The organism is Diplocloster hominis (assembly GCF_032380655.1).
Lineage (GTDB): Bacteria > Bacillota > Clostridia > Lachnospirales > Lachnospiraceae > Diplocloster > Diplocloster hominis.
In genome coordinates this window covers 27128-40293 of sequence record NZ_JAWDIY010000043.1, presented here as the reverse complement: position 1 = coordinate 40293, position 13166 = coordinate 27128, and the positions used below count along the sequence as shown (strand labels likewise).

Annotated in this window: 11 protein-coding genes; 2 read left to right on the top strand and 9 right to left on the bottom strand. The window is 47.8% G+C overall.

Annotation, left to right across the window (positions count from 1 at the left end):
• Window positions 1-156: 156 nt before the first annotated feature.
• Complete coding sequence (locus tag ABC831_RS23485; protein WP_343250504.1) at window positions 157-1665, bottom strand: ABC transporter substrate-binding protein; 1509 nt, start codon at window positions 1663-1665, stop codon at window positions 157-159.
• A gap of 190 nt (window positions 1666-1855) precedes the next feature.
• On the opposite strand from ABC831_RS23485, the gene ABC831_RS23480 reads away from it, so the two are divergent.
• On the top strand, window positions 1856-3688 hold the full coding sequence (locus tag ABC831_RS23480) for an alpha/beta hydrolase (RefSeq protein WP_343250503.1): 1833 nt from the start codon (window positions 1856-1858) through the stop codon (window positions 3686-3688).
• 50 nt (window positions 3689-3738) lie between these two features.
• Here the strand turns inward: ABC831_RS23480 and ABC831_RS23475 are convergent, their stop codons facing one another.
• From ABC831_RS23475 to ABC831_RS23440, 8 genes are all read right to left on the bottom strand, one after another.
• Window positions 3739-4779: a response regulator gene (locus tag ABC831_RS23475; RefSeq protein WP_343250502.1), complete on the bottom strand. Its 1041-nt coding sequence runs from the start codon at window positions 4777-4779 to the stop codon at window positions 3739-3741.
• Window positions 4776-6425 (bottom strand): sensor histidine kinase, encoded by a 1650-nt coding sequence (locus tag ABC831_RS23470; protein WP_343250501.1) that lies wholly within the window; start codon window positions 6423-6425, stop codon window positions 4776-4778. Before ABC831_RS23470 ends, ABC831_RS23475 begins: the two co-directional genes overlap by 4 nt.
• Window positions 6426-6506: 81 nt before the next feature.
• Window positions 6507-7448 carry a CPBP family intramembrane glutamic endopeptidase gene (locus tag ABC831_RS23465; RefSeq protein WP_343250500.1) on the bottom strand — a complete coding sequence of 314 codons (942 nt, stop codon included), beginning with the start codon at window positions 7446-7448 and terminating at the stop codon, window positions 6507-6509.
• Window positions 7449-7490: 42 nt separating this feature from the next.
• Complete coding sequence (locus ABC831_RS23460) at window positions 7491-8204, bottom strand: hypothetical protein (protein ID WP_343250499.1); 714 nt, start codon at window positions 8202-8204, stop codon at window positions 7491-7493.
• A gap of 578 nt (window positions 8205-8782) precedes the next feature.
• Window positions 8783-9709 (bottom strand): cysteine synthase A, encoded by a 927-nt coding sequence (gene cysK / locus ABC831_RS23455; RefSeq protein WP_343250498.1) that lies wholly within the window; start codon window positions 9707-9709, stop codon window positions 8783-8785.
• A 13-nt stretch (window positions 9710-9722) separates the two neighbouring features.
• On the bottom strand, window positions 9723-11009 hold the full coding sequence (locus ABC831_RS23450) for an O-acetylhomoserine aminocarboxypropyltransferase/cysteine synthase family protein (RefSeq protein ID WP_343250497.1): 1287 nt from the start codon (window positions 11007-11009) through the stop codon (window positions 9723-9725).
• Between the two features lie 84 nt (window positions 11010-11093).
• Window positions 11094-11531 (bottom strand): RrF2 family transcriptional regulator, encoded by a 438-nt coding sequence (locus ABC831_RS23445; protein ID WP_343250496.1) that lies wholly within the window; start codon window positions 11529-11531, stop codon window positions 11094-11096.
• Between the two features lie 4 nt (window positions 11532-11535).
• Window positions 11536-12519, bottom strand: coding sequence for a D-isomer specific 2-hydroxyacid dehydrogenase family protein (locus tag ABC831_RS23440; protein WP_343250495.1), 984 nt, complete (start codon window positions 12517-12519; stop codon window positions 11536-11538).
• 421 nt (window positions 12520-12940) lie between these two features.
• Between ABC831_RS23440 and ABC831_RS23435 the strand changes: the two genes are divergently transcribed.
• Window positions 12941-13096 (top strand): hypothetical protein, encoded by a 156-nt coding sequence (locus tag ABC831_RS23435; RefSeq protein WP_343250494.1) that lies wholly within the window; start codon window positions 12941-12943, stop codon window positions 13094-13096.
• Window positions 13097-13166 lie beyond the last annotated feature (70 nt).

Sequence of the window (13166 nt, the reverse complement as noted above, 5' to 3'; positions counted from 1 at the left end):
TGTGCATTATTGTCTAACTCCATGTATAATCAGCTTCTTTCTGTTTCGACTGATTGTATAATAACATATCATTATATATTGATCAAGTAGTGTGCGACGCAATTCATCCCCCACTTTAGAAGAGGGGAACTTCTTGCTAAGGTTGGTTAAATTTCCTTACGGTTCGAGTGTTTTTTTATCTTTTTCCTGCAGCCACCTGTCTAATTGTTTTTGTTTTTCTGTCAGAATTCTATCTATACCGGCATCCCTCAACTCCTGTTGGAATACAGGCAGTGTAGTCTCAGGATCCAGCACTCCGAATTCCAGCCCCGGAGCATATTCTGATATAATCTCTTTTACCTGGGCATATTCTTCGGCTATCAGGGTTCTGTCAAATACAAATCCAAAGGCTGTGGTCGTATTTTCTATCGTTACTTCCCGCTCCAGCTCCTGTTTGTAATTTCGTCCCTCGTAATCCCTCACATTTGCGATCAGACGGTTACCGGTAATCATATTCATATTGGAATAGTATTTGTTCCCGGATGCTCCTTCACTTTTGACCAATCCTTCCTGGTCCAGATGATAATCTGTTTTGGGTTCTCCGTAATAAAAAAGGTTCAGCAGTTCCGGATTACTATAGAATTCATTGATTACCTGCAGGGCCTTCGCAGGGTCCCCGGACGTAACGGGGATACCGGTTATAAATTTCGTAAAAGGAATGCCGTTATCATCCAGTACCACCGTTACCGTATCCTGACCACTCCAGGATACCACATCTTTTGCGCAGCCTTCTGTCGTCATATATGTACTCGTAAAGTAACTAAACACATTTCCTGTCTTATAAGTAATGTCGGCACGGTTCGATGTGGTGGCGATATCCTTCTCGATATACCCCTTTTCATACCACTGGTGCATTTTACGGACAAAGTCTTTATATTGCCCGGATTCATACAAATTAACAACCCGTGTGCTTCCCTCTTCCAACAACACGCCGACACCATCTCCCAGGCCTTCATAACCGGTTATTCCGTTAAATGTAATCATAGGATTGATGGCAAACGTCTGGTTCGACCGTTCCAGACAGGTAATATCCGGTCTCTTTTCATGAATGACCTGGTATACCTCATCCAGATCCTCATAAGAATGAATTCCACTGATATCGATCCCGCACTCTTCGATCAGATCTTTTCGCATACACACCACATTCCGGCTGGTCTTTATATCCAGAGACGGTACCCCGTACAGTCCCCCCTGCGAATACCCGGCTACCGTATCCATCAGGAACTCATATTGTCCCGAAAATGTCTGCAGGATATCATTTCCATAGTCTGTAATGAGATCCGACAGGTCGATAAGCATCCCCTCTTTCACCAGATCCGGGAAAATACTGTCCTTAAGGAATACGATATCGACGGTCTGCCCCCTGCGGAGCATCCCGCTTAAGTAGTCGTCATAGGTGGCGGAATCTACCGGAGTAATGTTTAAAGATACATTTAATTTTTCTGTCAGCAGATCATTCATCCGTTCCTGTATCCTTTGAAGTCCGTCCGTCGAATCATAATAGTTAACATAGAGCATCTCCAGACTCACTGTTTCAGGTCTGTTCTGCCGCGAAATCAAGAGCCCTATACAGATCACTGTCCCAATGATCAGAAGTGCTCCGATGATAAAAAATTTCTTTTTCAATATTTCATCTCCCTGAAATTATAAAATGCGGATTCGTACAAATTCCTTCCGCTTTTATTAAAGAATCTTTCCGTTGGATCTTATAAAATAATACCCAGCAAAGCAGCGAATCGCTGCCACGCCGCCCCCAGGGCAATCCTTAATAGGATACTGTTAAGTATACTATAAAAAACAGAAAGGGTGGAGTTAGATGAAAAAACTATTAAAAAACAGCCTGATTCTTTCCATTGTCATCATGCTGATCGGTCTGGCAGCAGCCGGACTTGCGACCACTGACTTCGGACATGTGAAAGTCCGAAATATTTATTTTTCAGATCAGCAGGGAGGGATTCTCCATGGAGTCCTGTACCAGCCCGACCAGGCGACTGTCATGGAACCCGCGCCGGCAGTCCTGACTGCCCACGGCGGTAACACGTATCTGGATCAAATGTCCAATCTGAACCTGGAATTTGCCAGACGGGGGTATGTCGTCCTGTCACTGGACTGCAACGGCTGCGGCCTGTCGGAATACACGCCAAATGATGAGGCTCTGGTGATCGGCAACTACGCCGGCCTGGATCTGGACGCTGGGGTGTCAACGGCGTTTGAGTATATGAAGAGCCTGGATTATGTGGATCAGGAGCGCATGTCTTTAGCGGGTCATTCCATGGGCGGCACTTATATTACAAATGCTGCATTGTCCCACGCAAAAGACGTGAATTCCATTCTGGTCATCGGTTCCGGTTCCTTTTTAAAGAAACTTCCCACCATCGATCCGGCGCAGCTGATCTTCAATGTGGGTTATATCAACGCACGCTATGATGAGTTCGTGGTGGCCGCTACCCAGGTGCAGAATACCCAGGATCTGCTTTCTATGGATTTTGTACAGGAAGGCTTTGGCATATCGGAAAATCTGATTCCAGGCCAGACTTATGGATCTTTTGAAGACGGTACCGCCCGTGTCATGTATACTCCTTATACCAGCCATACCGGAAATCTGGTTTGCCGGGAGTCCATCGGCGATATGGTTGACTTTTTCTCAAAATCTATGGGCAACCTGACCGGAATCTCCAACACCAATCAGATCTGGATGTGGAAGGAGGCCGGAACTCTGCTGGCTCTTATCGGTTTCGTTTTATTTATCATATCCTTCGCCTGTACCCTGCTAAAAACCCGCTTCTTCCGCGATTTGATCCAGACCCAATCCGCCCCGGCCGTTCGGATATCAGCCTGGCACAGAATCCTGTGTATCATTGTCTGTGCTGCGGTCCCGGTACTCCTGCTGCACAAGGCAGGCATCTGGATCTCCGGACTTGGCGGCAGCGGAGCCAACAGCCTTTTTCCCGCAGTGTGGTCTAACGTATATGCCGGATGGGCTGCCATTGGTGGAATCGTAATTCTGGTGCTCTTCCTTGTCTGGCACTTCCTATACGGACGCACACACGATGGAAATGCCCGGAGTTACGGATTATCCACTGATAATACAAAAAAAGAATTCCGGCCGTCCTATATATTGAAATCCTTCCTGCTGGCCCTGTGTATCGTCGCGGTCTCCTATCTGCTGGTAGACGTAATCTACGCGGTGATACCTCTGGAATTCAGATATTGGATCTTTGGCTTCAAATCCATCGGCATGTCCAAGCTTCCCTATCTTCCTTTGTATTTCCTGCTCTTCCTGGTTTTTGCTGCAGTCAGCACCATGACCAGCACGGCATTTGCTTATAGCTGTGAAGGTACCGGTATTCTTTCCACTGTAAAACAATATGGATTTGCGCTGCTGGGTTCCATCGGCGGTACCGGCGTCCTGTTTCTCATATATTATTTCGGGCTCAGGATTACAAAATATCCTCCGCTTTTTATTGGTAACCATCCGAATTCGATTGTGTTAAATGACGCAATGTTCTATGTGGTACCATCGTTTGCCATTGTCAGTATCATTAATACCACACTCTACAGGAAAACAAAGAATGCCTATCTCAGCTGCTTTTTGTCCGCATTCTTCCTGGCTCTGCTCACAATAGCCGGACAGGGCTTCACCTATTAGACAACGGAAATACATCCTGCCCGCCGGATCATCCGGCGGGCAGGATGGGTCTACTGGGTTTTCCGATACTCTTTCGGGCTTTTTCCCATGAGTTTACGGAACGTTTTGGAAAAATAGGATATACTGTTAAAACCGGTCATAGATGCGATTTCGCCGACGGAGAGCCTGGCATCCCCTAACAGAATACAAGACTGTTTGACCCTGTATTCCGCAAGATACTCAAAAGGACCGCAGCCCTCTTCCTGGCGGAAAATTTTGGTTATATAGTCTTTGCTGTAGTTAAAATCTTCCGCCAGATTTTGCAGCGTTATATCTTGTGGGTAATGATCCTCCAGATAGGCTTTGATCTCCCGCACGATACTGTTTCCTTTTTGCCTGTCATAGAACCCTCTCAAGCACGCGAGCATGGACACGGCCCATTTCCTAAAGTGGTCTTTGTCCGTAAGCGCCGTTTTAAACAGCAGTCTGGTGTCATCGGGATAGACTTCATCCGGGACCCCTCCATATTTTTCCAAAAAACTATAGCAGGTATGTTCCAATAAATATTGATATCTTTGCATTTCCCGGTTGTTTAAATAACGGCCCTCGGGAAATCCCCCCAGCCACTGTTCAAGCAGCTCCAAAGTCTGGTCCCATTTTTTCGTAAAAATGAACTCTCTGACCAGCACCAGATCAAGGACAGGGACTTGTGACACTCCTCTTTGGGATTTTGGCGGCTCCTGGCGCAGATGAAGGATTGCCCTGCGGATGGCTTCCTGTAATTCCGGTATCCTGATCGGTTTCAACACATAGTCCGAAGCCTGCAGAGCCACCGCCCGTCTGGCATACTCAAAACGGGCATGGCAGGTGATCAGTATGATTTCCATCAGCAGATGTTTTTGCTGAATCCATTCCATCAATTCCAGACCGCTTCCCCCCGGCATTTCGATATCACAAACCAGAAGATAAATATCCTTCTCACGGATTATATTTTTAGCTTCCTCTATATTGACAGAAGTATATACGTTCCGTATTCCCAAGGCACCTGTATCCAGTTCCCGACAGATATAGTGCAGCATATTCACATCATCGTCAACAATCAAAAGATTCACGAACGGTTATCCTCCTTTTGGGGTATCAGAAACCAGACCGCTGCTCCTGACCAGACATTTTGTATATGAAACTCAGCCTCATTTCCGTACAAGTAGTATAATCTGGATTTCATATTCTTCAATCCCACATGATTTTCCTTCCTGACCTGTTCCGGACTCCAGTCCCGGATATCAGCAAGAACTTCGGGAGAGAACCCCGGCCCGTTATCCAAAAGACAGCATTCCAGATAACGGCTTCCCTCCTGATCTATCATTCTGCCCTGTATCAGCACATAGATTTCATTCTTTTTTCCAAACAAATGCTTGACCACATTTTCGATCAGCGTATTGATCATAAACGGCGGGAGTGCAGCTTCCCCATCCTCAGGCTGGTACAGGATATCATACCGGAACCGTTCCGGATAGTTCAAACGAATAATCTCCAGATAATGGTACGCATATTCCAGATCCTCTTTCCATGCCACTTCCGTCAGATTCTGCCGGAGTGTATAACGAAGATAATCGTTCAGATGAATCACCATTTCCTGAATGTTCCCATATTTTTGTGCATAGGCCATATTATATATCAGATTCAGATTGTTCATAATAAAATGGGGCTTAATCTGATCCTGCAGCAGCTCGATTTCTTGTTGTTTCGCCTGCAGCTTATTCTCATATACCTCCACCTTCAGATCGTAAATACTTCGGGACATATCGTTAAAAGTAGAATTCAGATAACAGAACTCCCCGGGATAGCATTCTTCATTCATCCGGTAGCTAAAATCATTATTCTGGATCCGTTCCAGACCAATGGTCAGATGTTGGATCGGATTCAGCACATATTTTTTATGAATCCACCGGATTGCAGGCAATATAAACAGTGTCGAGACAGCCAGCGCCAAAATCAGAAACAGGTTCATATTAAAATTCAAGAGAATATCCCGTTCTATGGAACAGGCCGTCAGGCAAAAGCCAATGGCCGAACGGATATCGATCACCTGATACTCCTTTTCCAGTGTCCTGTCATCCGGAAGATTCTGACCAACCGCATAATCCGCATGTAAGGTGCAGCCGATGATCTCATTCTCTTCCCCCAGGATATAATACTGTGTCCCGTTTTTATCATTCAGAGGAGTTAAACGTTCCAGCATTCTCCCGGCATCCACAAGAGCGCCCACATAATAATCCCCCGCTTTTATAAAAGACAGATAATAATACTTTTGGTTCAGTCCCAGGATTCTCCACTGTGTGGAACCAGAAATCTCTTGTTCCATAAGCTGATCCAGAAAAGACTCCTTTCGGGCACTGATCTCGGCACCGCTGCTGCTGATGATAAAATAATCATTATCCGTGCAATAACTGAAAAAAAGCGGGGAAAGGTCATGAGAAGAACTGTTAAAATCCAAGTCCGATTTCAAATGCTGCTGAAAAAAATAAAGCTCCAGCTCGCTGTTTTTTACTTTTTTATAACCGGCAGACAGGTTTTTCGTATAATAATTGGACACAGTTCTCTGAATATTATCCAGCGAAGTTTCCAGTGTGTTGAGCTGAATCACCAAGGTATTCTCTCTGGCCGCTTCGCTTTGCTCTTTATAAAGATTAATATAGAAACCGCTGATCACACCCACGCACAGATACATGGGAAGAATAACTGCCAGTATAAGCATAGATAAAATATATTTCAAAGAATGAACACTTCGTTCCCTGCCCTTCATCCCCCTCACACTCTCCTATCCCCACCCGATCTGCTACAGCTGAATAAACAGCGAAACAAAAAATGCGGCAAAAATCAGCAGACAGCACAGAAGAAAGCAGATCATCCCCGGGTTTAACACCACCGTCCGGAATCCCGCCCCCCGCCGGATGGGATCAGGCCCCGGCGCAAACCGGACCCGCCGCCACCGAACGCAGAAGAGCACTATCCCGGTAACCACCATACCAAAAATCACCGCCAGCAGCAGGACAGTCATCTTCAGCATCAGGAACGGATTCTTTATCATCATCACATACATAGCAAGGCTCCCGAACAGGTTCAAAATCATATGAAGTCCGATCGAGTAGCGTACCGTATTGGTTTTCAGCGTAATGTAGGCAAATATCATCCCCACCGCCGTCGCGTACAGAAATTGAAGAGGATTCCCGTGAAACAGGCCGAAGGCCAGCGCGCTGACCAGAATCGCAGTCTTATCCCCAAACCTTCTCAACCGGTCCAGCAGCAGCCATCGAAACAGCAGTTCCTCCACGGCAGGTGAAAAAACCACAACCGCAAGAAACATAGGAATCCCCGCGCCCTGATTCATCAGATCAAACAGCGGGTTGATGTCCGAAGGATTTCCTCCCTTTAAAACCAACAGAAGAATCAACGGGATCAACAGTATAATCCCGAACAGATTACAGAGATATCCCGCCGCCTCCGTCACCGGGACCAAAAACAAAAATTCCCCGGCCCGCAGCTTCCTGACCTCCCCCTTCCCCTCCACCGGTATCTTTCTGGTAAGCGCCCACATCACCGGCAGCGCCATCCCCCACATCACGATCTCCAGGACCGCGTAGGTCATCCACTCCCCCTGCCAGCCCGACGGCAGCAGCCAATATCCCAGTTTCAGCAGCAGAACCTGCCCTCCCTGTGCCACGGCCATGACCAGTAATAAAACAAATCCCAGCCTGCTGAATGTCTTTCTTGCGCTCATCTATTTTCCTCCTGTGCGAAACATACGCTTTCCTGTTACCGCTCATTGTTCTTTTACATACTGCTCCATACTTATATAACTCCAGAAATCCTGGGTCCTGTTATCGATATCCTCCTGTGCCAATCCCCGGAACCTCATAATCCCGGTCATCAACCGATCCCCCGCTTCCTTGATATCCCTCTGCTCTGTCTTCCTGTCACCAATATCATAGTTCCAGCTGCAGGACAGATAACCGGTATTCCTTTCCAGCTCCACATAAAAACAGCCGATTCTCTCCCCCTTCACCACCAGCGGCAGTTCAAAAAGATGCATATCCAGGTCCAGACTCTCCTCGGGGTAATCTTGTATCTTCTCATGCCTGATCCTGCATTCTTCCGCCCACTGTTTTGCCCGTGCCTGCGTATGCCTTCCCTTGATTTCAGGCATGGGAGGCAATATCTCCGGGAAATACCTGCACAGGATATTAAACTTCATACACTCCCTGCGCCCCCGGGTAAGCTCGCTCTCCTGCGCCCCCAATTCCGTTATCAGATATTCACATACTTCCTCCATGTTCCTCTTCCCGGGCACGATCTGCTCTATAATCTCCTGAACCCTGCGCTCCTGCTCCTGATTCTTCTTATCCGCTTTCTTTTTGCTCTTCACTGTTCCAGCCACAAAAACCGACGTAGGCCCATCAGCCCCACCGATGATGCTAATACTCCCGGCTCCCTTTTTCACTGCTCTTCTCCTCAACCTATCACTGATCCGTAACATGCCGTACTTCTCCTCTTCTCTTGTTCCCGTCCTGTTCATAATGATTCTGATTCATCTGGTTTCCGCCAGGATTACAATCATTATAACAATTACCACCTCTCATGGAAAGACTAAAACATAACCTTTAAAGGGGGACTGTCGGGAAATGTATCAGTCATACCAGAAATGGAACATAATTACATATTTCCCATCAATATCTGGTATACAAATTTATTTCCCGACAGTCCCCCCTCTTTTAGAATGGAGATGCCTTTGCTTATGTTATAATCCCATGTTACAATTCAAGGCCAACTTTGGTAAATGGGGATTTTGAGAGGGGACTGGCACCTTTCGGTAGGAAAGCTAAATTTTCAAGTAACTGCGTGGAGAAAGGGGCCTGTCCCCGGACGTTGGCTTATCCGGGGAAATAAAGCGAGTGCTTCCCGCGAAGGATGGATCATTCCAGTCAACATCCGGGGACAGGCCCTTTTCTCTACGCAGTTACTTGAAAATTTAGCTTTCCTACCGAAAAGTGCCAGTCCCCTCTCAAAATCCCCATTTACCAAACTTGTCCATAAATAGTAACAATCCCGTCAGCCTCAGGAAAACATAGGGGTAGACAAATACCTGTCCCCAGTATCCGGCAGCAGAACCACAATGATCTTCCCCGCATTCTCCGGCCGCTTCGCCAGCTCAGCCGCCGCCCAGACAGCCGCTCCGGAGGAAATCCCCACCAGAACGCCCTCGCTCCTGGCGATCTCCCGTCCTGCCTCAAAAGCAGCCTCGTTCTCCACCGTAATAATTTCATCGTATACGTGGGTATTCAGAGTCTTAGGCACAAATCCCGCACCGATTCCCTGGATTTTATGAGGGCCCGCCACGCCTTTGGACAGGACCGGGGAGTCCGCAGGTTCCACAGCAACGACTTTCACGTTGGGGTTTTTGGATTTCAGGAAGCCGCCCACCCCGGAAATCGTCCCCCCGGTTCCGATTCCGGCCACGAAGATATCCACCTTTCCTTCCGTGTCCTCCCAGATCTCCACGCCCGTGGTAGCCGCGTGGATCGCGGGATTGGCCGGGTTCTCAAACTGTCCCGGGATATAGCTTCCGGGTGTTTCTTCCGCCAGTTCCTCCGCCTTTTTGATCGCGCCGTTCATCCCTTCTGCTCCAGGTGTCAGGACAATCGTGGCGCCATAGGCTTTCAGCAGGTTCCGGCGTTCCACACTCATGGTGTCCGGCATGGTCAGGATCAGCTGATAGCCTCTGGATGCCGCGATCGATGCCAGACCGATCCCGGTATTGCCGCTGGTCGGTTCAATGATTACGGCTCCGGGCTTTAATTTCCCTTTTGCCTCCGCGTCATCGATCATGGCTTTGGCGATCCGGTCTTTGGCGCTTCCCGCCGGATTAAAGTATTCCAGCTTCGCTGCCAATCTGGCATTCAGTCCATGTTTTTTCTCATAATTTGTAAGCTCCAGAAGCGGAGTCTTTCCGATTAAATCCGATACGCTGTTGGCTATTTTCATATTCTTCTCTCTCCTATCTCAGGCTCTCAAACGCCTGCTCCAAATCATCGATGATATCATCTATATGTTCCGTACCGATGGACAGCCGGATGGTATTTTCCCGGATTCCGGAATCCGCCAGTTCTTCCTGTGTCATCTGGGAATGGGTCGTGCTGGCCGGATGGATCACGAGGCTTTTCACATCCGCCACGTTCGCCAGCAGGGAAAAGATCTTCAGGTGATCGATAAATTCCTTCGCTTCCTTCGCTCCGCCCCGGATCTCAAAGGTGAAAATGGAACCGGCTCCCCTGGGGAAATACCGGTCATAGAGCTCCTGATACCCGCTGTCCGGCAGCGACGGGTGGTTCACCCGCTCTACCAGGGGATGATGCGCCAGGTAATCCACCACCCTTAAGGCATTGTCCACGTGACGCTCTACCCGTAAGGACAGGGTTTCCAGGCCCTGCAGGAACAGAAAAGCATTTAACGGCGCCAGCGCCGCTCCCGTGTCTCTTAACAGGGTCACCCGCGCTTTCGTGATATAAGCGGCTGCCCCCGCCGCATCCGTAAACACTACGCCATGATAGCTGGGATTCGGTCTGGTGAGCCCGGGGAATTTATCGTTGGATGCCCACGGGAACGTCCCTGCGTCGATGATCACACCGCCTACGCTGGTGCCGTGCCCGCCGATGAACTTCGTAGCGGAATGAACGACTACGTCCGCGCCGTGTTCGATGGGCCGGAACAGGTAAGGGGTGGCAAACGTGTTATCCACGATCAGAGGAATACCATGCCCGTGAGCCAGCGCCGCGATCCCTTCTACGTCCAGCACATCGGAATTGGGATTGCCCAGTGTCTCGATAAAGACCGCTTTCGTCTCCGGACGGATCGCCTTCTCTATATTTTCCAGCCGTGAGGCGTCTGTAAATGTAGTAGTAATCCCACAATCCGCCAGCGTGTTGGCGAACAGATTATAGGTGCCTCCATAGACAGTCTTGGATGATACCATGTGATCTCCCGCCCGGGCGATATTCTGGACCGCGTAAGTGATCGCCGCCGCGCCGGATGCGGTAGCCAGCGCTCCCACGCCGCCTTCCAGCGCCGTCATCCGCTGTTCAAATACATCCGAAGTGGGATTCATGATTCTGGTGTAGATGTTCCCGCCTTCCGAGAGGCCGAACCGGGCCTCCGCCTGCGCGCTGTCCCTGAATACATAGGAGGATGTCTGATAGATCGGAACACATCTGGCGTCCGTGGCCGAATCCGGCGCCTCCTGTCCCGCATGCAGCTGTAATGTCTCGAATTTTAATTTTTTCTCCATAATCCCACTCCTCTTTTTCTTTCCCCTATTTCCTATAGGATTAGTATGAAATTAATATAAGAGATTTTTTACCATTTGTCAATACTAAATTACATAATTATTGGAAATTTTCCTGCGCTCCTGCTCCGCCAGATCTTCCAGCGTGAACCGGTCCACATATTCTGTAATGCAACGGTAAAAGCCCTCCCAGAACGCAATCGTAGAACACTCCTCATATCTGCCGCACTGATTGGGCTCGTCCTCCAGACAGGCCACCGGAGCAAGGCTGCCTTCAGTGATCCGCAGAATATCGCCTACCGTGTATTCCTCCGGTTTTTTCGCCAGTTTATATCCCCCCTGGGGCCCGCGCACACTTTTCAGGTAGCCCACTTTGGAGAGCATAGTGACGATCTGCTCCAGATATTTGACAGAAACCTCCTGCCTGGCGGAGATATCCTTCAGTGCGATGTACTCGCCGGTATTGTGCAAAGCCAGATCTAACATCATGCGAAGCGCGTATCTTCCTTTTGTAGAAACTTTCATATTCTTATAAGACCTCCCATGGATTCTTTTCCCCGGCCGCGCACAGGCAGCAGCTTTTCAGGGAACTGTAGACCATCTCCCTGACCGCCCCATCGGTATACCAGGCCATATGCGGGGTAACGATGGCATTGGGAAAGCTTTTTAACACCGCCAGATCCCGGTTGACGATCACATCGGATTTGCGGTCCCCGTAGTACAGGCCGAATTCATGTTCCACCACGTCCAGGGCGACCCCTCCCAGTTTTTGGCTTTCCATGGCCCTGATCATCGCCTCGGTGTCGATCAGGCTTCCTCTGGCAGTATTGACCAGAACCGCTCCGTTCTTCATTTTCCCAATCGTGTCTTCATTCATGATGTGATAGGTTCCATCCCCGCCCGGCATATGCAGGGTAATGATATCACTCTGCTCCAGCAGCTGATCAAAACTGCAGTAGGACGCATATTTTCCCGCTTCCTCATTGGGATGCAGATCATAGGCCAGCAGCCTGCAGCCAAAACCGGACAGGCTCTTAAGCACCGTACTTCCGATCCGGCCGGTACCGGCCACACCGATCGTATAATCCGGCATCTGACCACCCTGTATTCCGGGCAGGGTGAAATCCTGTATTGCCGCCCGGTTCATGATCTGCTTCATTCTGCGGATCATCATCAGAATCAGCAGAACCGTATAGTCCGCCACACTGCTGGGAGGGTAAGCGGCATTGCTTACACGGATTCCCAGTTCCTTTGCTTTCTTAAGATCTATATGGTCGTATCCGATGGTCCTGGTGGAAATCATTTTGACTCCTATATCATGGAACTTCTCCAGCAGCGCGGCATCGATCCTGGTGGTAATGACGCTGATATATTCATAGCCCTCTGCCAGACAGGCGGTTTCCAGCGCAGGCGGCTTCGGGGTGGTCTGAAGCTCTATCCCCAGCTCTCTGCTGAAATTCTGAAAGTGGACCGCCTCATCAAATTCCCGGTAGCTATAGACAAATATTTTCATTCTTACGCCTCCGTTTCATTTTTCCTTTTTCCTATAGGAATACTATATTTTAAGAATACTATACACGCTTTGCTCATAATTTTCTACAGGTTATATATAAATATCTCATATACTTTAAAACTTGTATTTGTATACTTATGGCTTTATATTATTTTAAGTAAATTTGAATAAAATATAATTATCAGCCAATAATTTTACACTTATTTACATTTACGGTACTATATATAGACATTATTCGAAGGTACAGATATTATACCGTCAATTAGTATCATTTAAAGGTCAATTAGATTATAATAATATCCTTTATTTTATAATTTAATTATGTAAAGTGTATAGGGGGGTGATACCAATGGTAAATTTAGCATAAGTAAATAAATATTAGCTATCCTGTTAACAGCAATTACAATTAAGGAGGTTTTATATGAAAAAAATTTTTTGTTTTGTGTTTACTATTATAAGCGTGCTTATGATAAACTTCTCGGCATTAGCATATCAGGGACAAACCTCCCCTTATGAAGCTGTATTCCTGGATATTATAACTGATTATAATTTAGCTTTAACATTCGAGGGGGGTTAATCCAGATAAGATAAGTTTAACAGATTATGAGAATGTTGTCCGTGCGATAGCTGTAGAACAAAGAGCTACT